We start from the raw sequence: 22,337 nt of genomic DNA, 5'->3' as shown, positions 1-22,337 counted from the left end.
ATTGTTCGTAATTCATATTATTAATCTAATTTTTTCTTTTATTTTACCTAGAACGAGCGCACTTTCGCAAGAGGTCTCTTGAAGAGGTATTGGCCCAATGCTATGCGGATGCAGCAGAACAAGCAAGCGCTGAAACTGGATTGCTTGTAGAGACGTTTCCGAAATTATGTATCTACAGTGCTGTCGAGGTTCTAAATTCAGAATTGTTGCCAGATTTTCTGCCAGATGAGATGATTCAAGGGTAGTATGACAAAAAACTCGATCGCCTCCTGGTAATTGACATTAAATGCACCTGCTAGCAAAAAATCTCTCCCAGCAGGCGGGCTCAGCGAAATTATAAAAAAAAAGTATTTATCCTCTTGACATTTACAAAAAATAATGATATCTCAATATATTGTGAAACTCGTACTTTTCCCTAGCATCAACTCCAAACCCGGGTAAGTTTTCAAGAATCTGCCTTAAATATCAGTGGTAAGCTATCTGAATTATTATTGAAATGCAAAACGACACAATAGTAGCAGTACCGCTAACATCAAATTATGTCTGACTCTCCTCAATCCCAAATCTCCCCAGAAGCTGCACCGGAAAGTGCTGCTACCGACAACCGCAGTGCCAAAACTAGGCAACTGTTGGGAATGAAAGGGGCCGCTAGCGGGGAAACTTCCATCTGGAAGATTCGCTTGCAATTGATGAAACCGATTACCTGGATTCCCCTAATTTGGGGCGTGGTGTGCGGGGCGGCGTCTTCTGGAAACTATGTTTGGAACCTAGAGAATTTCTTGATCGCAGCAGCTTGTATGTTGATGTCAGGGCCGTTGCTGGCAGGGTACACTCAAACTTTGAACGATTTTTACGATCGCGACATCGACGCCATTAACGAACCCTACCGTCCGATTCCCTCCGGGATTATCTCGATTCCCCAAGTAGTAACGCAAATTTTGGTATTATTAGCCGCTGGCATTGGGGTGGCTTATGCTCTAGACTTGTGGGCGGGTCATGAATTCCCGATAATGACTGTTTTGACTCTCGGCGGCGCGTTTTTAGCTTACATCTACTCTGCGCCTCCGCTGAAACTCAAGCAGAATGGTTGGTTGGGAAATTATGCCCTGGGTGCTAGCTACATTGCCCTGCCTTGGTGGGCGGGTCAAGCTTTGTTTGGTACACTAGATCCCACCATTATGCTCTTGACCCTGTTTTACAGTTTGGCTGGGCTGGGGATTGCGATCGTCAACGATTTCAAAAGTGTTGAAGGCGATCGACAATTAGGGTTAAAATCTTTGCCAGTGATGTTTGGCATCAGCACCGCAGCTTGGATTTGCGTGTTGATGATCGACATCTTTCAAGCTGGGATTGCAGGCTACCTGATCAGCATCCACCAAAACCTTTACGCTGTCATTCTGCTGCTGCTGATAATTCCCCAAATTACTTTTCAGGATATGTACTTTTTGCGTAATCCTCTTGAAAATGATGTTAAATATCAGGCAAGTGCTCAGCCTTTCCTGGTTTTGGGTATGCTGGTAGCAGCCTTGGCACTGGGTCATGCGAGTTAAGCAGAGTTTTGAGGTTTGAGTTAAAAAATTTTGAATTCAAAAAACCTAATTCACGTCTCAAAAAAATACCAAGCTCTGCAGCGTTAAGAAAAGTTTTGAATTTTGAGTTGTGAATTAAAAAGTTTTTAATTCAAAAAATCTAATTCAAGGCAGCGTATTATTCAAAAAAAAATGTCGAATTAAAAATTAAGAATTTAAGAAAGCTAGCTTTTTTAATTTTTAATTTTTAATCGGACTTGATGAGGTTTGAAGGTCAGAACGTGGCAGAATTTTTCTCAAATATCAAAGATACATTGAGCAAAGTCACTAACGCAATAAGCGGTAATTCCGATCGAGAACCGCCGAAGGCTGCGAAGGGTAATAAGCTCAACTCGCCGGAATCCGAGGCGGAATTTTATACAGGGACAAGGGATGAGCGAGGAGAGTATGTGGTATCAGAAGATGCTGCGCCTCTAGAAGACTCAGAATATTTAGACTCAGAATATTTAGAGCCAGAATACGCTCGATATCCAATAGTCAAGCGCGATTGGGAAGGGTTGAAGCGGTTAATTGCTTGGTTGGAAATTGAACCTCAAGTTACCAGCTTGCAAACCCAGGGAAAAAAATTGTTGCGACCGGGATTAAGTTTGCTGGGAACTCAATCACCCCAAAAATCAGAGAGTAGCAAATTTCCGGAAAATAGCCAATTGCAGGACACCCAACTGCCGATAAATACGCCACTACAGGAAAATAGCGCACCGCAGGAAAATACTAAAAAACGTATCCCCCGCCGTCCTAGATTTTGGATAAGTTTAGGTGTGGTCAGTATAGGAGGGGGCGCTTTAATCTACGGTTTATGGATTTTGTACACCTTAGACAAAGGTTTGCCCGATGTTAACGATTTGTCTGCCTTTAACCGCGACGGCACGCTGACAATTAAGGCAGCAGATAATACGATTTTGTTGCAGTCGGGGCCTGCAACTAGAGATAAACTGAAACTTAAAGAAATTCCTGAACAGTTGGTTAAAGGTTTTATTGCCATAGAAGACCGCCGTTTTTACAAACATCGCGGGGTGGATTATCAAGGTATTGTGCGCTCCATTGTTTCTAATTTGATAGAAAGAGATTTAGTGCAGGGTGGCAGTACAATTACGCAGCAATTGGCTCGTGTTGTTTTTCTCAATCAGGAAAGAAGTATTAGGCGGAAAGTCCGGGAAGCTCTTTTAGCTCAGAAAATAGAGCGAGAGTTGAGTAAAGACCAAGTTTTAGAACGATATTTAAATCTAGTTTATTTGGGTTCGGATGCTTACGGTGTGGCAGATGCGGCGTGGGTTTTCTTTAGCAAAACAGTCGATAAATTAACTTTGGCAGAAATGGCAACTTTGGCGGGTTTGCCGCCGGCACCGAGCGAATATTCGCCTTTGGTTAATCCGGATATGGCTAAGAAACGCCGCAATCTTGTGCTGCAACAAATGCAGGAAGCGAAGGTAATTACAGAGGGTGAGGCGAAGGAGGCGATGGCGGAACCTATGGTGGTTAAACCAAGTCCGCCGAAGCGATTTAAAGTAGTCGCGCCTTATTTTGCTAGTTACATTCGGAAGGAATTGCCGCGCTATGTTTCTAAGGATGCTTTGGAAGCTGGCGGTTTGACTGTCGAGACGACGGTGGATTTGAAGTGGCAGAAAATAGCGGAAAAGGTGGTTAAAAATGCGATCGAAGTTGATGGCCGCAGTCAGGGTTTTGAACAGGCGGCTTTAGTTTCTATGGACACTAAGACTGGGGAAGTTAAGGCGCTGGTGGGTGGCGGAAATTTTAAGGAAAGTCAGTTTAACCGTGCTACGCAGGCTTTGCGACAGCCCGGATCAACGTTTAAAGGGTTGGTTTATGCAGCAGCGATGGCGGCTGGTTTTTCTCCCTATGACAGTTACGAAGACGAACCAATTATTATCGACGGCTATCAACCGAATAATTATGGCAAAAAATTTAGCGGTTGGCGATCGATCTCGGATGCTTTGACGCGTTCGGTGAATGTCGTAGCTGTGAAGGTGTTGATGGATGTGGGTTTTGAACCGGCGATAAAAGTAGCCCACGATATGGGAATTAAGTCTAAATTGAGTCCGATTTATTCCCTGGCTTTGGGTTCTTCAGAGGTTAATTTGCTGGAGTTAACAAATGCTTATGGTACTTTAGCATCGCAAGGGAATTTTATTGAAGCCCACGGAATTACTCGGGTGATTAATCAGCGGGGAGATGTGATTTATCAGGCTGATTTTAAACCGAAGCGGGTTTTGGATAAGGATAGTGCTGCGATTACTACTTGGATGTTGGAGGGTGTGGTGCAAGACGGTACGGGGGGGCCTGCTGCTTTGGCAGATCGCGCTGTAGCAGGCAAAACCGGTACTTCGGAAAACGTGCGGGATTTGTGGTTTATTGGTTACATTCCACAGGTGGTGACTGGCATTTGGCTGGGGAATGATGATAATTATCCGACTTGGGGAACTAGCGGTACGGCGGCGTATAATTGGCGGGATTTTATGAGTCAAGCTGTTAAGGGAATGCCGGTTGAGAAGTTTCCGAAGTTGCCTAAGTTGGAGGGCCGCAAAGGCAGTATTAAGGCGAAACCGGTGGAGCCTAAGAGGATTATTCGGGGGATGATTGTGAATGAGGAGGGGGCGATCGTGCCTTATAATCCTAATCCTGAACCGAAGTATTACCCACCGCAAGAGCCAGCTTATCAAGAACCTGCTTATCAAGAGCCTGCTTATCAAGAGCCTGCTTATCAAGAGCCTGCTTCTCAAGAACCGAGATATTAAACTACCGGTTTTTAGTAAGGACTTTACTCCTTTTTCAATTGCTTTAGCCGCACCATAAAAAAGCCGTCCATGTGATGTCTGTGCGGCCACACTTTCACCCATCCTTCGGGTGATGGCTGTACGGGTAAATCAATTGTTGGCGGCTCTATTTGCCAGTGAGGATTGCTGTCTAAGAACGATCGAATAACTGTTTCATTTTCCAAGGGATGAATGGTGCAAGTTGCATACACTAATACGCCGCCGGGCTTGACAAATGTCGCTGCATTTGCTAGCAATTCCGATTGCAGTTGCGATTGTTGTTGAATGTTTTCGGGTGTGTGATGCCAGCGGGCATCGGCGCGGCGGTGGAGGGTTCCGAGGCCTGAACAAGGTGCGTCTAGTAAAACTCTGTCTGCGAGGTTAACAAACTCTGGGAAATGGCGACTGTCTCCGGTATGAATTTTAATGGATTTCATTTGGAGTCTGTCTGCATTTTCTTTAAGTTTTTTGAGTCTGCTGGCGGTTTTGTCGCAGGCATAAATTGTGCCTTCATCCTGCATTAATTCGGCGCTGTGGGTGGTTTTTCCCCCCGGCGCGGCGCAGGCGTCGATGATGGTTTCCCCTGGCTGGGGCCCTAGTAAATGGGTGACTAATTGAGCGCTGCTGTCTTGGATTGTCCACCAACCTTCGCTGTATCCGGGGAGGTTTTGAATTGCGCCGATGCTGCCATTTAGTCTTAATGCTTGTGGTAAGTTGGGGATTCTGCTAGTTGAGATGTTATGGGTTTTGAAGGCAGCTTCGATTTGGGCGATCGAGCTTTTTAAGGGATTGATTCTCAGGTCAATTGTGGGGGATTGGTTGAACCATTCACAGAGTTGTTCGGTTTCGGTTTCGCCTATTTGTTCGATCCACAATTTTACGAGCCATTCGGGGAAGCTGTGCAGAATTCCTAGGCGTTCGACGCTTGATTTATAATTCGTAACTGTTAATGGGTTTAAGTTGTTATCTGTTAAACGGATGTATTGCCGCAACAAACCGTTAACAAAACTGCTGAGTCCTGAAAATCCGTTTTCTTTTGCTAGTTGAACGGTGGTGTTGACGGCGGCGGAGGGGGGAATTTGGTTGAGATATTCGAGTTGATATAAACCTAAATGTAAGATGGTGCGGAGTTCGGGCGGTTGTTGGGAGGATTTCTTTGTGGCTAGTTTGTCGATGATGAAGTCGATCGATCGCATTCTCCTGACGCTACCATAGACTAATTCTGTCACTAAACGCCTATCGAGGTCGTTGAGTTGAGAATTGCTGAAAGCGCGATCGAGTGCGGCATCTGCGAATGCACCGCGGCGGTGGACTTCGCGGAGTGCGAGAAAAGCTATTTGGCGGGGATTTTGCATGGGGAATTGTTGATATGTCAAGTTATTATAGGTGATTCAAATACCCGACGGTTGAAACCGCGTCTACACAGACAAAACTCGCCTTCGCTAGTTGAAGAAACCTAACGGTTTAAACCGCAGGTGGTCTCTAAAAGTTTCAAATTTCCTCTGGATTGATGCCCATTTCTCGCAATTTCTCGGATAGGCGATCGGCTTTTTGCTGTGCTAACTCTTTATCTTGCCGTTCTTGTTCCATTTGTTGCTGTGTTATTTCCATTTGTCGCTGTGCTGATTCTTGTTGTCTTGACAACTCCACATAAGACAAAAACTTCTGTCCATCAGGCCGATAAATTTCCAAGTCTCCCGATGCAGTTTGAAAACGGATCTGCAAACGCGGACTCACCCAACCATCCATTAATTCAATATAGTTGAGTTTTCCATCAGAACGCAGCCAACCAATTAATTCATTATCCTCTGGACTGTAGACATAATATTCTTCGACTCCATAATCCTGGTAGAAACTAAACAGCTTAAACAGTGCTCCGATTCGATTTCCCGGCGAGAGGATTTCAAAGACAACTTGCGGGGCGATATTATCTTCAAGCCACTGTTGGTAGGAACCTCTGTAACCTTTCGGCCTGCCAAACACTACCATCGTATCAGGTGCTTGGCGAGTTTTGTTATCTCCTTCCACGGGATACCACAGCAAATCACCTGCTACAAAGACATTTTCGTTGTCTTTGTATAAGGCATCTATTCCGCCTTGAATGGTGACAATTAGTTCAAACTGTTTGGTATTGTCTGACATGGGTTTGCCGTCGCTGTCTGGGTAGATGATTTCTGCTGAGGTTTTAGTTGGAATTGTTGCGGTCATGGGGATGAGTCCTTTGCTAGTATCATCAATTTCTATTTTATACCTATTTTATAGGACTTACCCACGGGGCCCAGAAACCTGTTTTTTTTACGAAAATACTTCGTTCGTACTCGAAGATTAGGTAAAAAACCCGGTTTCTTTGTCGGAGTGCGTAAGTCCTGTTTTACTTATTCTGGTTTGGTTGACACCAATGGTTCTAATAAATTGCGTTCTTCTATGGCAAGTTCTAGCAAAACTCGTCTGTCGCCCTTTGTTTCCTTATAGCGGACAGCCGCTTTCAGCAGGCGGATGGGAATTTGGAATTCGTCGTACTTGCTGGTTAGTTCTTGCCACAATTCTAACCAAGTGCGTGCGGCTTTGTCGCTTACCATTTCTGACATTAGCACGGGGATGTTTCGCACAATTCCCTGTCCTAAGATTGAGAGATATTCGTATTTTTTGTAAACTGCAATCAGGCTGGTGATGCGAGTTTGAGATATCGCTATATCGTGCGTGTTGATGAACAAGTTGCGGATAATTAAATCGGCATCTTCTGCATAAGCTTCCTCGCCTGGTTCTAGGCGTTGGAATGCGTCGTATAACGCGCCGATACCTGCATCCCAATGATTTAATCCGAGAAGGGCAATAGCGCGGTTGAACAAGGCATATGAAGATTGATCACCAAGTTCGATCGCTTTGTCGCAAGATATTAAAGCTTCTTCATAGCGTTTGAGGTTTTTGAGTACATTGCCTCGTAAAACCCAAGCCAACTGATAATTGATATCAAGTTCGATCGCCCGATCGTAATATACTAAGGCTTCTTCATAGCGTTTGAGGTCGTCGAGTACATGACCTCGCTGAACCCAATTCCACTTATCATTGGGGTCAAGTTCGATCGCGCGATCAAAAGATACTAAAGCTTCATCGTAGCGTTTTAAGTTGTTGAGTACAATGCCTCGGAAAGCCCAAGCCCACCGATCATTGGCATCAAGTTTGATCGCCCGATCGTAAGATTCTAAGGCTTCTTCATAGCGTTTGAGGTTTTTGAGTACATTGCCTCGTAACACCCAAACAGGCGAATCATTGGCATCAAGCTCTATCACCCTATCGTAAGATTCTAAGGCTTCTTCATAGCGTTCGAGGTAGTTGAGTACATTACTTCTGGTAGCCCAAGCCCACTTATAATTGGCATCAAGTTTGATCGCCACATCACAGGATTCTAAGGCTTCCTCATAGCGTTGGAGGTTGTCGAGTACACCCCCTCGCTGAACCCAAGCCCACGGATCATTCTCGTCAAGTTCGAGCGCCATATCACAGGATTCTAAGGCTTCCTCATAGCGTTGGAGGTTGTCGAGTACATCCCCTCGCTGAACCCAAGCCCACGGATCACTCTCGTCAAGTTCGATAGCCATATCAAAGGATTTTAAGGCTTCTTCATAGTGTTTGAGGTTGTTGAGTAGATAACCTCGCTTAGCCCAATGCCACGGATCATTCTCGTCAAGTTCGATAGCCCTATCGTAGGATACTAAGGCTTCATCATAGCGTTTGAGGTTGTCGAGTACATCGCCTCGATTCGCCCAAGCCCTCGCATAATTGGAGTCAATTTCAATAGCTTTGTCTAAACATTCCAAAGCTTCATCGTAGCGTTCCAGTTTATTTAAGCAGCGTTCCTTTTGTACCCAATCCTTTGCCTCGCCGCGACTTGTTACCAATTTTTCCGCATATGCTAAAGCAGAAACATAGTCTTTCTGTTCGATACAATTTTCAATTTCATCAAAATAAGCCTTCAGACGCGGGTCTTCCTCATTTCTCTCAATAGCCTCAAGCGCCCGCGTATAATATTCTCGTTCTATCACAGCATCAGGTGGAATCGGTTTCAAACCTTGCCGATACATAAAATGACTTTCTTTCTCCGCCAAATCAACATCCGCCATCCTCAATCCCAATCGCTGCAGCAATTCTTGCCGCGTATACCAAACCCGAATAAAATCCACAATTAATTGAATCGGTTTATTGCGCTGCTTCTTTACCTCCAGACAAAAACGCATCAAGGGTTCCCGCAATTCATACCATGATTCCCGTCCAATTTCCTCTGTCTTGACATAACCCTTATCTCGCAAATCTTTAAGTTGGCTAGATACAGTTCGCTGCTCGATAAAACAGCGTTTAGCAATTTGTTTGACTGGTGCAGCACCACCTCGATCGCACAAAAAATCAACAATTTTTCGCTGCTGATTTGATAGATATTTCATCCGATCCTGATAGTAGGGCGTGAGGCTATCCAGCATTTCCATAAACGGTTCTACCAATTTATCTAGCGATTCAGGAGTCATCAGAAAAGCCGAAAAAACAATGTAGACGCGAGGACTGCCACCAGAAAGGTAATGCACAACTTTAATGCGAGCGCGCCCTGTGGGAGTTTCAATAAAAGATGCTAAATCATTATTTCCTTCTAACTTGGCAATATGATTTAATAAAGCTACAGCATCATCGAGCTTAAACTCATCTAATTCATATAACTCAAAAAAATTATAAAAAGGATTATTAGAGAGCTGGAGTCCATCAAACAAGCTTTGTGATGTTGCCAAAACTGTCAAAAATGAATAATTTTGAATATACGCCCTCAACTGCTTCTGCCCAACATCCCCCAAGCCGCTAAATACGTCCTCTAAATTTTCGACAATCAACAACAGCACCCGCTTGCCAACAAAGTCTCTCAGCAATTCTGCCGCCTTAAATTCAGCTTGCTCGGGCGACAAATCATAAAGCTTTTCAACATCATCATGTAACTCAGCGTTATATTCTGCCTCATATTCTTTAGCAATTGCCCGGAATACTCCCCGCAATAAATCCAAAAAAGACGCAATCCCCCATTCTTCTTCCTGCAGCCACGCAATTAGAAATTTATCCCGCAAATCTTCCATGTTGTATACGCGGTGATAAATCAGGGAAACCAAGTGCGTTTTGCCAATGCCGCGCGGCCCAATTAGTAGTTGAAAATGCTTGTTATCTGTTAGGGCGCTCACCCGAATTAGCTCTACTAAACGTTCTGCTAATGCGTGACGCTGTACTAAGATAGCTTCCAGGGTTTCTGGTGACATCAAGCTAGGAGTAAATCGAGAGATAAATGTATTTTTCATCATATCTATTGGGTTTAACTGGTTCCCTGGCTGTGCCTGGGAACCTATATCTAGAGGCTCTGCCTCGTCGGTTGCGGAGGAAAACAGGAGGCTCTGCCTCCGGATCAGCGTCCCCAGGCAGAGCGGGGGAACGAGGAGAAAATGCTTGTTATACAAGGCTTTTAGAACTTATAAGTCTAATTTACCATAGGTTTAAAAAAGATAAGTCAATTTTGGTGTATATTGTTGTATATTTTGCAAAGCAGTGTTAGACTGCCCTTAACACGCAAACAAGCGCCCCTAGCTTTTACTAGAGACGCTTTCGATCGCTTGTTTTTTTCAGAGCGACTGGCTGCCACCAGAAACGCTCGTCGAGTTCCCATTTTTATGGTCTTTGTACAGACCAAGGAGTTTATATGTCTGATTTTAGCACCAACCAACTCATTCTGGTTTCTACGGCTCCAACTGATTCGGCAACACCGCCTGAAACTGGAGGTTTCATGCCTTTACTGATGTACGGAGGAGTTGCAGTAGCCGTGATTATTGCAATGGCTTACTTTTCCCAAACTTTGCTCAACTCGATTACTCAGTTGACCAAAACCCTGAACAAAAAACACAAATAATCACTGGTTTCCTGGTTCCCCGGCTCTGCGTGGGAACCGAGTTCCAGAGGCTCTGCCTCGCAAGTCTTAGACTCGCGGCAGGCAGAGCCTCCAAATCTGCGTCCCCAGGCCGATCCGGGGAACAAGAAAAAATTTAAAAAATATTCCTTAAGACTTGTTACAATACACAAAACTTCATACTTTCCCCAACACTGGATGACCTTTTTCAACGCCTCCGAACCCCTAATCCGCTGCAAACAGGAACATCTCGACGTACAAGACCTCGATGGCCTGTTGCAACTCCGCTGGCAAATTGGAAATATTACTCTTTTCTCAGGACTTTATACCCGCATCGACCAAACTTTTCTGCTTTGGGGTTTGGTGACAGCGGGGATTTTTTTTACGGCTCAGTTTGTCCCCATCAGTTGGAGCTTTCAGGCGATTCTGTGGTCAAGTTTGACTTTAGTTTGCACTGTAGCAATGACCGTTTTGACTTTGTTTTGGGTAAGAGTCGAGCGAGTTAGCTGGATTCTTTACTCTTGGGCGATTTTGATGATAACTGGTTTGGTTTTGACCGATTGCAGTATTTTTGCCGGTTGGGGAAGTTTCTTACTGCACCTTTGCGATTTGTGGTTGGGGTTGAGCGCGATCGGCTATTTTTGTACGGGACTCGGTTTGCGATCGCGCACTTTTCTCCTGATTGGACTAACTCATTTATTTAGCATCCCTCTGTTAACTTTTGTTGCACCTTGGCAATATCTAACCACAGGAATAATTATGGCTGGCTGTTTGTTGTTATTGTCCGAATTGCAGTGGGATATGCGATCGCCGATCGACAATACTTTGCTAAGCGAAGAACAGAAAGAATTTAACCGAATTCAACAGCAAATGCGGCAGAGTGGCGCGATTATATCCAAATAAATCACAAATGTAAAGAATTCTGTACAAGAGCTAACTCTTTCCCCAAATCCCACACAATGGAAAGATACAGCATCAATAAAAAAACCAACTTTAACCAGAATAGGAGTTTTGCTGTTTGACCTGTGAATCGCCAACCTAAGGAGAACGGTGTCCGGGAGGCGACTGGCCAACAAATGCTGTACTTGCGACGATAAAAGTTAATTCCGGTTGACCGTAGTTGTTGAAATCAAAATGTGGTGCAGGGTTTTTACCGTTTCCCCTGCTTTGCAGTCTTCTGAGAGAGGCTAAACCCTCTACCAGAACAGCCTGAGGAGATTGGCACAAAATTCTACAGTTTGTCAGGCGGATTTTTGAGTCAGCGTGTTTAATAAAATTGGGAAAATGCTCGCTTAGAGCTTTGCAGGACTTACTATTAAACAAGTCCTGCTTTATGATGGGAAATTTAAATTATGTTTTACTCTAGCGTGCGTTTTCGCAATATCTCCCTTACTTCCATTAAAATCTGTCCCAACATATTTTTGCCACTACCATCTTTCCCGCCACCCCAATAGTAATCACTAGGGGAATTTTCGACTATTTCCTCATCGCCACTAGCGAGTAAAATTTCTTTAATTTCGGCATGAGTTTCAAATTTTCTGAGTACAGCTTTTCGCATGAGATCATCTTTTACTTCTTCCCAATCTTTGCGGAGGGGACGGGAGCGATCTCGGCCCATGTTGGCGGCATCTTTCGGGGTTTTTGCTTGGCGAATTTGTTCGCAGTGATGCGTTTCGGGAAACTTTTGTGCTTGAAAATAATGTTCGGTAGTTTGCCAATATTCTCCAGCTAACTCAAATCCATGACTGGAAAAATTAGAAAAACAGCCGTATTCGCTGCGAGTGCTGTAGAAGTAGATAGTCATAATATTTTATTGCTAATGCAGGCTGTGTACTACGCACATTTTCCTACTTATAATTATGCCACAACATACAATTAGCAGTTGAGTTTATTACACATTTTTAGTAAAATCTCAAAAGTAAAATAAGTTTTTTTAACCCAATTCACTACTTATAACTAATCATGCACCTTCAAATTGAAACCTTCACTGTCCGCAAGCGGTTTGCCCTTACCATCAGCCGTGGTACAACAGCCCAAAGTACCAATTTATGGGTAAAATTAGCACACGAAGGCATCGAAGGCTGGGGAGAAGCTTCGCCGTTTTCCACAGGTTCTCGACCCCAAACTACCGAAAGCCTGCTAGCCGCATTGCAGGAAGTTGCACCGCTGCTAGAAAAGTTTACTCCGTTCGATAGCCAAAAAATCGAAGAAGTATTAACAGAGGTCAACTTACCCTCAGCCGCCCGCGCCGGCATCGACATGGCAATGCACGACTGGCTAGGCAAAAAAGCAGGCTTGCCGCTGTGGAAAATGTGGGGATTAGATCGATCGCGCATTGTCCCCACCTCGGTCACAATCGGCATTAATTCGCCGTCTGGTGCAAGAGAAAGAGTGCGCGATTGGTTTGGTAAAGATGCGACGTATCCAGGAAGCATCAAATACCGCGCCGTTAAGGTTAAATTAGGAAATCCCGAAGGAATTGAAGCCGATAAAGCTATGTTAATAGCAGTGCTAGACGAAGCACCAGCCAACCTTAAAATCAGTGTAGATGCTAACGGCGGTTGGAGTTTTCCCAGCGCCCTAGAAATGTGTCGCTGGCTAGAAAAATACAAGATAAATTATGTAGAACAGCCACTTTCACCCGTCGCCGATATGGATGAATTCTCAGAACTGTACCGTCAATCGCCCCTGCCAATTTTTGCTGATGAAAGTTGCTTTAATAGTTCTGATATACCCAAGTTAGCGACCTGCGTCCACGGCATCAATATCAAAATGATGAAGTCAGGCGGATTGACCGAAGCAAGGCGGATGATTCACACAGCAAAAGCTTGCAATTTGCAAGTAATGTTCGGCTGCTATTCAGATAGCGCGATCGCAAATACAGCAGCAGCACAACTATCGCCCCTAGCTGACTATTTGGATTTGGACAGTCACTTAAATTTATTAGACGATCCTTTCACCGGTGCGATCATCGAAAATGGGTGTTTGCTGCCAAACGAGCGATCGGGATTGGGAGTGCGGCGAATTAAGATTGTAGAATAGAAGTAAGTAGGTCGGCGCAAATAAACTTTACCATGTAACAGAAGATCAAGCTATCATAACCTTGGCAATTGTTTTCCTTGGGCTCGCGAAAGATACAGCTTCACTCACTGCCTCCAGGGCTTATATACTTTCAAGCTTTCTCAACTTACAGTGAACCAATGAATAAAAACTATCCCATCAAAAATGGCAAAGTTGCTATCTTGTTCCACGAGGGAATTCTCGGTTCTTCCGGCAAAACAGGTTTAGCATTTTTGCGCTACAGCGAAGCACAAATTGTAGCAGTAATAGACCGCCAATGTGCCGGACAATCTTTACCTCAATTAACGGGCATTCCTCAACAAGTACCGATAGTTGCTTCCGTTGCAGAAGCACTGCAATTTGCGCCGGATATTCTGCTAATTGGTATCGCTCCTTCCGGCGGGGTTTTGCCTGCGGAATGGCTGCCAGAAATTAATCAAGCGGTAGCAGCAGGTTTGTCAGTGGTCAACGGTTTGCACGCGAAACTGGCACCTTTGATAACAGTTCCGTTAACCGAAAATCAATGGATTTGGGACGTGCGTCAGGAACCGAAATCTGTCGGTGCGATCGCCTCTGCCGCCGCTGCTAAATTAAGCTGTCGCCGCGTATTAACTGTCGGCACAGATATGAGCGTTGGCAAAATGTCAACCAGTTTAGAACTCAATCGCATTTGCTTACAGCGGGGTTTGCGTTCCAAATTTTTGGCAACCGGTCAAACGGGTTTAATGATCGGAAATGAAGGTATTCCTTTGGATGCCGTGCGAGTTGATTTCGCCGCTGGTGCTGTCGAACAAATGGTGATCAAATTGGGTTCTAAATGCGATATTCTGCACGTAGAAGGGCAAGGTTCGCTATTGCATCCGGGTTCGACGGCGACTCTGCCACTGTTGCGTGGTTCGCAGCCAACTCACTTAATTTTAGCGCACCGAGCCGGACAAACTAGCATTCGCAATCACCCGCACGTATCGATTCCCAGGTTATCAAAAGTGGTCGAACTGTACGAAATGGTAGTCGCTGCTGCGGGTGCTTTTTCAGGGGGAAAAGTAAGTGCGCTCGCCCTCAACACTCATCACTTAAATGAGCCAGAAGCGCTGTTAGCAATAGCTGAAGTTCAAGCAGAAACGGGATTGCCTTGTACCGATCCCGTAAGGTTGGGCGCGGAGGTTTTGTTGGAGGCGATCGACAGTTGATATGCTACAATCAACACCTACCAGCAAATAGCTACTGAAAACTATGACACAAAGCATTCAAGCAAAAACACTGACCCTGCTAGATGTCGAAACAAAATTTAATTTTCAACTTTGTGAAGACGAGCAATTCTTCCGGGAGTGGATTGACGATTTACCGGAAATTAGCGATGACAAAAAGCGAGCGCTCGACAACGTAAAAGCAGGTTATATCAACAGTGTCAAGTACGCGATGCTGGAAGATACCGTAAAAATGGTGGTACTGGCTCCCTTGCTATTTTTAGCAGATTTCTACTTGACTCCCTTTCACATAGAGGCAGAAAAATCAGTAGAACTGACTATTGAAGATGAAGATACAATTGTCAAGGGTAGCATCGATGTCCTGCTATGGCTGAAATCTTTTTGGGTAGTTGCGATCGAAGCAAAACGCTCTCAATATTCCGTTGAAGCTGGGCTTCCTCAGTTACTATTTTATATGCTGAATGACCCCAGCCCAGAACCAGTAACATTTGGGCTTCTGACAAATGGTAGCAGCTTTCGATTTATCAAAATGACCAAACGAGACACACCGCAGTATGCCGTCTCTAAACTTTTCGATATTGCGAATCCCGGAAATGAACTTTACGAAGTTTTTCGCATTTTGAAGCGACTAGCTGGTATAATTTCCAGTGACAGCAGTTATACTTAAATACACCATATGGAACTAGACTCGGAAAATAACAATAAATTTACTAAAGCTCATTTTATGGAATCATAATGAATGAAAGTTTTTTTTCGTTGCCGTCTGAATGCGCCATTCGCCCGGCCTCACCTCAAGACCTCAAATCAATTAGAATGTTAGTGTGGAGCGCCAAACTCGATCCAACTCAGTTGCGCTGGGAGCAATTCTGGGTCATCGAATGCGAGGGAAAATTGGCAGCTTGCGGACAGTTGCGGAACTTTGCGGGCGCGCAAGAATTGGGCAGTTTGGTGGTGGCGAAAGATTGGCGCGATCGAGGTTTGGGAAGCTACCTCACAAAATATTTAATTCAACAAGCTACAGAACCGCTATATTTAGAATGTTTGGGAAAGCGACTCGCATCATTTTATACTCGCTTTGGGTTCGTAGAAGTTTCCGTACAACAATTGCCGCAGTCGCTTAAATTTAAGTTCGGTTTGTCTCAATTAGCTAAAACTTTATTCAGAATTCCTGTAACAATTATGCAGTATCAAGAAGGTTGTCTATAATTATGACTTTTATGAATTTAAAATTCTGAATTTATGAATTGATTTTAAGTTTGACCTGTTCCATAATTGCAATTACAGGGTGCGATCGACCTGCATCGATCAAAAACTCGTACCGCCTCCTGATATCTGGGTCAATCTCGATCGCCTATTTTCTATGCCTAAATAGGTAGGTACAAATCAACATCGCATGGGGAGGGCGGGTGAGAGGCGAAGTTTACTTGCTTGTATCATAGATCCGCTTACGCGGCCCTAATGGCGCACGGGGTGTCACAAACCGGGTTTTTAGGGGTTTGGTGTCTAAGCCAGGGACTAGATATGTATGGATATTTCGGATTGGGCGATCGAGACTAGGTAAATTCATAATTCACTGTTCGCGGTAGTCCAGTTGGCTAAATTGGCACAGCCTGCCGCCTGATAGTTAGACCAAAACCTATGCAAAATCGTTGTTGGCGGGTTTTCCACTGTCATATGCCAGTACCAGACTCGGAAAGTGGACTGGCGATCGCACCAAAGACATTCGACTCCTGGCAAATTAGTAAGTGTAAAGCAAGTGAGTCACAATCCAATCAAAAAATTCAACCTAAAAATTCAACCCAAAAATAAAACATCTTGACCGAAGTAGTAATGCGGAATCAGCCAATCTCTAATGTAGCTAACCACATCTACCCTTAAGGTAAATCCCACCAACTGCTCAACCACTAAATCCTTAATTTAATACCTCGGAATTACTGGATTTAGACTCCCCGCAACCGCTTCTCAAATCCCCTCAACATTTCAAAAATTCTTTGCTTATTATCCTGATAAAACCAGGGAAGGCAAGAACAATGAAATATCAAGGCAATCAATCAATCTTAACCTAGGAAATGCAGCCTCTCAAATAGCATAAACAGACAATTACACATCCATATATTTTAACACCACAGGAGTAAATATCATGTTCAACGTAGTAAAAGCTTTCGGCTCGATTTTCTCTACTCAAGGATACAGCACAGCTAACAATATGCTGATCAAAAATTACGTCAACACCAATTTTAACTATTTCAACGAAGAAGCAGTCGTCGATGAATCGATTTACCCGAATCAAACAGGTCGCGTCCGCTTCCAAGGTAGCTGGTGGCCCGCACGGTGCGATCGCCAAATCACACTCACACCCGGAGACACTGTTTTTGTCATCGGCGTTGACAACATCACTCTGTTAGTTTCCCTCGCTCCCGCAGACTAAATCAGAGCATGAACGACTAGGAAATGCAACCTTTTAAATAGCATCAATAGGCGATTAAACTTCCATATATTTTAACACAAAAGGAGTCAACAAAATGTTTAACGTAATAAAAGCTTTCGGTTCTATTTTTTCTCCTCACACCTACAGCACAGAAAAGAATATGTTAATCGACAACTACATCAACACCAATTTTAACTATTTCAACGAAGAAGCAGTCGTCGATGAATCGATTTACCCGAATCAAACAGGTCGCGTCCGCTTCCAAGGTAGCTGGTGGCCGGCACGGTGCGATCGCCAAATCACCCTCACACCGGGAGACACGGTTTATGTCATCGGCGTTGACAGCATCACTCTGTTAGTTTCCCTGGCTCCTGCAGACTAAACTAGAAAGTAATCTCAACTTTTTCACTGTCTGAGCCCCGACTTCTTGAAGAAGTCGGGGCTCAGACTATTCTGTTTTTTAGTGGCAATTTGGCGATCGCTTCCACTCAACACCTGACGCAAGACAGCAATATCTGCCTCTGTTTATTTGCTAGTAGAAATATGGCCGATCGCGCTACAATAAAATGGCATTTTTGAGAGCTTGTTTGTTGAGGCGATCGCCGAGTTGAGATTCGCTACTTTCTCGGGTGACTGCTGCTTTTTCTGATGCCTTAACCGGCGGTAGTGGTTCGAGCAGTTTGGCTTGAGCTTCCTGAATAGAAGGGTAATTTTCAGCCCAGGATGAAATCGCTTCTGAAAGGACATCGATCTCATCGGATAAGGGTTCAATTAGCTGGGCTAGTTCGGTTAATTGTTCTGCCCCGAAGAGCGATCGCTGCTGAGTTAATAGTTCGATAAATGAGTCGATCTTTTGTTCGGGGAGTGACATCGATTCCCGTTGGATTTTGTTAATTGTTTGGCGAACAAATTCGAGAGACAAATCTAATAATTGCGCGATAGTCTCTAAATTCATTCCCAACGCTATCATCCGACGAATGGCTTCTAACTTCGCCTGCCGCTCACCTTGTTCGAGTCCTTCTTCTAAACCTTCTTGCTTGACTTCCTGGTAAAATCGAGTTTGTCTGAGTTCGCTTAAATTCAACATGGCGGCAATTTCCTCGCGGCTTTTCTGGGGGAGTTTGTAGACGATAATTGTTTCGATGAGGTTAATTAAATCGCGTAGAACGGTTGGATCGGACAACTGTTGTCGGGCCATTGCGATCGACTGCCGTGCTTGTTCTGCCACTGTCTCTGCTGGCTCGATTACCAGTTTAACAACTTTCACTCCCAGCGATCAATCTGTGGCTTCTGGCAATTCATCGAGGTAAATCCGTTGGACGCGCTGACTGGTTATCTGCTGAAATTGCGATCTCGCTATAGGACTTTGGGGAAACGATCGCCCTGTTGAATTTTTTCGCAGAGGCGATCGTGCTACGTACTAGGTCAGCACTGCGATCGCAGTGCTGACATTAATTTGAAACTTAGTTTTCCATAAAGTTCTTCTTCTTTTCCTGCTCAATTCTTTCCCGAAGCCCATGAACGTATCGTTCCACATATTGCTTGTGTTGCAGAAAATCTACAGTATTGAGCAGTTGAAGGAGCGACTCGAAATACTTGACACGAGTCTGATACATGGGAACAGCACTTCCTTGCCAACTCCAAGTAGCGGGTTCAAGAGGAAGTTTTTCAAATTCCTCAAAATTATTATTGCTTTTAAGGAATAAAGCGATAAATCGAAAGCGTCTTTCATCAGAAAAATCGCCGATCGCACCAAACAAAAACCGTATAAATTCAAAGTCGTTAGGCCGCTTTTCAATGAGCTTTGTTAGTAAACTATTCTGTCTTTCTTCTATGAGATCGTTGTCTCTAGCACCTTCAGGGAGTATGAAAATTTTTTCATGCAATACACGGCGTTCTTGCTCCCGTGTATAAATGTACTCAACTATCTGACTCATCATTTCTTCATAGTTTTCACGCCTCCAAAGAAATGAATAGTCACGGGTACCGTGAAAATGGTGTGATTGTTCTTTCTCCTTATCAATCCAATCGATATATTCAAATATGAAGTTAGGATCGAGGTCTAGGATGTAGGTAAAAATCTGCCCGTTGCCATCTCGCCAGTTGGTTTTCAGGACGGCAAGATAAGCTTTTTTGAGCAAATCTAGATAATTTTTGAAGGGGTCGAGTAAATCTTGGTTTACCTCCCTGTAGGGTTTGAATAAGAAAGATAGAGCAGAGGAGTAGTTTGAATCCTCAGCGATCTTCTCCAGGATAATCTCTACTACCCGGACGACTACATTTTCATCAAACGAGCAGTATTTTAGAAGGAAGTGTAAATCCTGCGGCATTTCATCTGGTGCGCTCTCTCTATACAGTTCGTATATCTTAGCCAAGCACTCAACTTTAATCTCCTCTTGAGGAAGTAAGCGATAAAAGCCGAACAACCATTCCCGCCTTGAAGGGTAATCGAGTTGGTTGAGAAATTTATAGGCTTTTTCAACCCCATAAATTTGCATCAGTCTATTGACAAGAGGTAGGGCATAGAGCTTAAGTGGATCTCCAAGGTTGAGATAGTGTTCTAGTACCTCAACATATAGATCACCATCCCGGTCCGCCAGAGCTATTAGCACTTCCACCACTCGACTCGGAAAATGATCTTGGTTATGGTTGCGACGATCTGTTTCTCCTTGAATCTCAAGACATTGCTCGAAAAACTGCTTGTAATCTGTGAAGCAGTAGTTTGTGAAGTGTGCTTCAATCTGTTGTCCCTTTCGTTGCTCGTATTCCTCGTATTCCAAATCCCAGTTTTTTCTCTCTCCCCAGTCAAATAGAAGTACCTTGGATAGAGCATAAGTCTCGTTTGTAAAGCGGTCGCGCAGCTCCTCACTGAATGCCACCTGATGATTTTCCAGATGATCTAAGTAATCTTGAACCACAATACAGTGACAATAGCTGCTAGAATCTAGTTGTGATTCGATAAAAGGAATGACTTCCACTGCATCTTGTGTTATCAACTCATTGACAGAAATTTTGTGACCAGATAAGCAGTATTTGTGGAGAAGATCAAGCACTTCTTTTTGGAACATAGATATCTGGTAAAGCTGGAATACCCGCTTCCAAATCGTCCGCCTCCATTCAATGATTTCTGGTGTAGGTTGCAATTCTAATTCAATGATATTTAATGTACTCCTCCCCTTCACTTTAGTGGTATTGAATTGTGTTTGGAGGTAATATTCACCTACTGCGAGAAACAGTTTTGATAATACTTGCTCCTTTCCTTCATTTACTCTCTTCCAGAATTCATCAATGACTATCTGCGGCTTAATGAATTCGTAAACACATGAGTCATACTCAAACCCAAATCGTTTGGTAAGAAGGTAAAACGCCTGTGATAATTCGCTTGATCGCTTGATGAGGTAGTCAAAGAGGAGAACTAACGCGATTCGGAGATTATTCTCATCTGAAGAATAGCTGAACAAACCCAATGTGCTGAGTAGAGAAGGCGATGAGAGATTTGAGCTGTGGTTAATTTCCAGCTTAGAAACGTCTACTGACTCTGGTTCGATTTTGGAGATACAGTTACTAACATAGAGAAGTATATCTGTCTGCTTGAGTAACCAAAACACTTGCATAAAGTGCATCAGGTTTACTTCATCTCCTGCTTTCTCGTATGTTTCCCAAGCCCGATCGACATGAGGACGCATTACCTCAAGGATCTTCATGCTATCAAAGGTGTTCAGGACAGGGTTGAGAACATCAACAAGTCGATACTGAAGGCGAGGGAAAAAGTGCTTTATGAGAGCAGCAAAATCGAGCGATCGGTTCTTGAAGAAAGCAAGGTAGAAAAAATAGGTAGCAAGAACTTGGTCAGAGGTGCGTACTACCTCGTTTTCGTACATATCGAGCACTTCCAAACCATCTAACCGACGTACCGCTGTCCAAAACACTTCCTGGGGTATCCCGAATGCTTCCTCGATTGCTCCCATCATTTCCTTATTGGAGTAATCTACTGTCCTAAAGAATGCAACAATACCAGCCGCTTTCAAAATGTTTTCGTCACCGAGTTCTTCGATATCTCGGCGGATTGATCCGTAATACTCGTCATAAAGAGACGATACATTACTAATGCTTTCCAGCGTGTTCTCCCGCTTCGCGACTGCCGCCGCCATAATTGCAAGTCGGGGATTGCCTTTAGCGATTTTGACAATTCGGTCGGAGTAAAGATGATTGATAATACCATATTCATCTTTAACAAGTTGCTTTATCTGCTGTTCTTCCAGAGGGTGTAGTTCTAAATTCTTCCAATCTTGATAGGAGCGTGCTACCTCTCGGACTTGTTCGAGGGCATAGTCTCGAACGGTAGCAATGACCTTGATCTGCTGATCTTCTCGTTGGTCATGAAGAAGCTGAATAAAATACTCAAATCTGCTGACACGGTTAGCGTCATCTACAAAAATGAGGTAGCTGCCTGGTTCCGCAAAGTAGACGCGCAAATCCTCAAAAATATCTACTCCTCGAAGAAAAATACATTGAACTTTGTATTCAGGGTGAACTGCCACAAATCGATCGCAACACTCCAGTACAAACCTAGACTTGCCTACTCCTGGTTTACCAGACACTACAACAAGATTGCTTTCCTCAAGTTCCTGTAATACCTGCGCTAACTCTTCTTCCCGAAAGTGGAAGGTTGTGCTAAGAGGAGTGGCGATCGCATTTTTGTCGTATGCAGTAACAAAGTCATCAGGAGTAAGAATCTGCCTCGTGTCTACCTCAATGCCAAGAAAATCTCGTGCAATGCCTGGATATTTTTGATAGAGATCGTAAGAGAGTGTATCGATGCCGAAGATATTGAGGTTAACCCCAAGTTTCTGACACTGTTCCCTGAGTAAATCTAGCTCAGATGTTTTAAGGGTAGACGTATAGCAGATAACAACTTCGTCAATTTTTTCAACGGCTATACCTGTCTTTTCTTCATCAAAACACTTGTCGAGATCCTTCTTGAGCTTCTCATAAATTCCGCTTTGCTGTGTTGTGTATTCGGCAAAGACGTATTTACCATTTGGTAGTGGCATCAGCGTGTCAGGAGTTCCCTTTCGGACTTTATCTGCTCCAATCACAGACCCTAGCGAGTTGATCTGCTCATAACCTTTCTTGTGGAGGTAAGCGTCAGCTAGTTTCTGAAAAGCCCCACCGTCTAGTTCTGTTAACTTAGTTTGAATTTGGTTAATTTTCGACATATGAGAAGAATGGTAATTATCATTAATGTTCAGGATGACTTAAGCGCTATCTTCGATCGGATTGCCAACGGTAAGGAAACTGAGCGACACTCAAACTATCTATCAATCGCCCATTTGTTAAAATCGAACTAATTCC

The 22,337-nt window shown here is 43.9% G+C and carries 16 protein-coding genes and 1 pseudogene; 11 read left to right on the top strand and 6 right to left on the bottom strand.

Features of this window, described 5'->3' with window-relative positions:
• Window positions 1-77 precede the first annotated feature (77 nt).
• The 3 genes and pseudogenes from QT996_RS14240 to QT996_RS14230 form a co-directional block, all read left to right on the top strand.
• A pseudogene (locus tag QT996_RS14240) lies at window positions 78-245 on the top strand (DUF29 family protein); the annotation flags it as partial.
• 294 nt (window positions 246-539) lie between these two features.
• Complete coding sequence (chlG, locus tag QT996_RS14235) at window positions 540-1,550, top strand: chlorophyll synthase ChlG (RefSeq protein WP_333047258.1); 1,011 nt, start codon at window positions 540-542, stop codon at window positions 1,548-1,550.
• A gap of 239 nt (window positions 1,551-1,789) precedes the next feature.
• Window positions 1,790-4,342, top strand: a complete 2,553-nt coding sequence (locus QT996_RS14230) for a penicillin-binding protein 1A (RefSeq protein WP_333047257.1) — start codon at window positions 1,790-1,792, stop codon at window positions 4,340-4,342.
• 23 nt (window positions 4,343-4,365) lie between these two features.
• Here QT996_RS14230 and QT996_RS14225 read toward each other — a convergent pair whose 3' ends face one another.
• From QT996_RS14225 to QT996_RS14215, 3 genes are all read right to left on the bottom strand, one after another.
• The gene (locus QT996_RS14225) at window positions 4,366-5,715 is read right to left on the bottom strand and encodes a 16S rRNA (cytosine(967)-C(5))-methyltransferase (RefSeq protein WP_333047256.1); all 1,350 of its coding nucleotides are present in this window, start codon (window positions 5,713-5,715) and stop codon (window positions 4,366-4,368) included.
• A 136-nt stretch (window positions 5,716-5,851) separates the two neighbouring features.
• On the bottom strand, window positions 5,852-6,568 hold the full coding sequence (locus QT996_RS14220; RefSeq protein ID WP_333047254.1) for a Uma2 family endonuclease: 717 nt from the start codon (window positions 6,566-6,568) through the stop codon (window positions 5,852-5,854).
• Between the two features lie 167 nt (window positions 6,569-6,735).
• Entirely contained in the window at window positions 6,736-9,690 is a 2,955-nt protein-coding gene (locus tag QT996_RS14215) for a tetratricopeptide repeat protein (RefSeq protein WP_333047252.1), read from the bottom strand.
• 392 nt (window positions 9,691-10,082) lie between these two features.
• Here QT996_RS14215 and QT996_RS14210 point away from each other — a divergent pair, with 392 nt between their 5' ends.
• Together QT996_RS14210 and QT996_RS14205 are read left to right on the top strand one after the other, a co-directional pair.
• Entirely contained in the window at window positions 10,083-10,289 is a 207-nt protein-coding gene (locus tag QT996_RS14210) for a hypothetical protein (protein ID WP_333047250.1), read from the top strand.
• A 195-nt stretch (window positions 10,290-10,484) separates the two neighbouring features.
• A complete protein-coding gene (locus QT996_RS14205; protein WP_333047248.1) occupies window positions 10,485-11,189 on the top strand; it encodes a hypothetical protein in 705 nt (234 codons plus the stop codon).
• 454 nt (window positions 11,190-11,643) lie between these two features.
• Here QT996_RS14205 and QT996_RS14200 read toward each other — a convergent pair whose 3' ends face one another.
• A complete protein-coding gene (locus QT996_RS14200; protein ID WP_333047246.1) occupies window positions 11,644-12,090 on the bottom strand; it encodes an NADAR family protein in 447 nt (148 codons plus the stop codon).
• A 158-nt stretch (window positions 12,091-12,248) separates the two neighbouring features.
• Here QT996_RS14200 and QT996_RS14195 point away from each other — a divergent pair, with 158 nt between their 5' ends.
• The 6 genes from QT996_RS14195 (at window position 12,249) to QT996_RS14170 (ending at window position 17,364) form a co-directional block, all read left to right on the top strand.
• Window positions 12,249-13,328 carry a dipeptide epimerase gene (locus QT996_RS14195; protein ID WP_333047245.1) on the top strand — a complete coding sequence of 360 codons (1,080 nt, stop codon included), beginning with the start codon at window positions 12,249-12,251 and terminating at the stop codon, window positions 13,326-13,328.
• Window positions 13,329-13,486: 158 nt separating this feature from the next.
• Window positions 13,487-14,536, top strand: coding sequence for a DUF1611 domain-containing protein (locus QT996_RS14190; RefSeq protein ID WP_333047243.1), 1,050 nt, complete (start codon window positions 13,487-13,489; stop codon window positions 14,534-14,536).
• A gap of 43 nt (window positions 14,537-14,579) precedes the next feature.
• Window positions 14,580-15,221, top strand: coding sequence for a type I restriction endonuclease (locus tag QT996_RS14185; protein WP_333047242.1), 642 nt, complete (start codon window positions 14,580-14,582; stop codon window positions 15,219-15,221).
• A 68-nt stretch (window positions 15,222-15,289) separates the two neighbouring features.
• Window positions 15,290-15,760 carry a GNAT family N-acetyltransferase gene (locus tag QT996_RS14180; protein ID WP_333047240.1) on the top strand — a complete coding sequence of 157 codons (471 nt, stop codon included), beginning with the start codon at window positions 15,290-15,292 and terminating at the stop codon, window positions 15,758-15,760.
• Window positions 15,761-16,694: 934 nt separating this feature from the next.
• Window positions 16,695-16,982, top strand: coding sequence for an NfeD family protein (locus QT996_RS14175; RefSeq protein ID WP_333047239.1), 288 nt, complete (start codon window positions 16,695-16,697; stop codon window positions 16,980-16,982).
• 94 nt (window positions 16,983-17,076) lie between these two features.
• The gene (locus QT996_RS14170) at window positions 17,077-17,364 is read left to right on the top strand and encodes an NfeD family protein (protein WP_333047237.1); all 288 of its coding nucleotides are present in this window, start codon (window positions 17,077-17,079) and stop codon (window positions 17,362-17,364) included.
• Window positions 17,365-17,538: 174 nt separating this feature from the next.
• Here QT996_RS14170 and QT996_RS14165 read toward each other — a convergent pair whose 3' ends face one another.
• Both QT996_RS14165 and QT996_RS14160 read right to left on the bottom strand, forming a co-directional pair.
• Window positions 17,539-18,249: an Rpn family recombination-promoting nuclease/putative transposase gene (locus QT996_RS14165; RefSeq protein ID WP_333047236.1), complete on the bottom strand. Its 711-nt coding sequence runs from the start codon at window positions 18,247-18,249 to the stop codon at window positions 17,539-17,541.
• Between the two features lie 196 nt (window positions 18,250-18,445).
• Window positions 18,446-22,201, bottom strand: a complete 3,756-nt coding sequence (locus tag QT996_RS14160) for an nSTAND3 domain-containing NTPase (protein ID WP_333047235.1) — start codon at window positions 22,199-22,201, stop codon at window positions 18,446-18,448.
• Between the last annotated feature and the right edge of the window lie 136 nt (window positions 22,202-22,337).

It is taken from the genome of Microcoleus sp. S13C4, from assembly GCF_036700865.1.
Classification (GTDB): domain Bacteria; phylum Cyanobacteriota; class Cyanobacteriia; order Cyanobacteriales; family Microcoleaceae; genus Microcoleus.
This window is presented reverse-complemented; position numbering and strand designations above follow the sequence as displayed.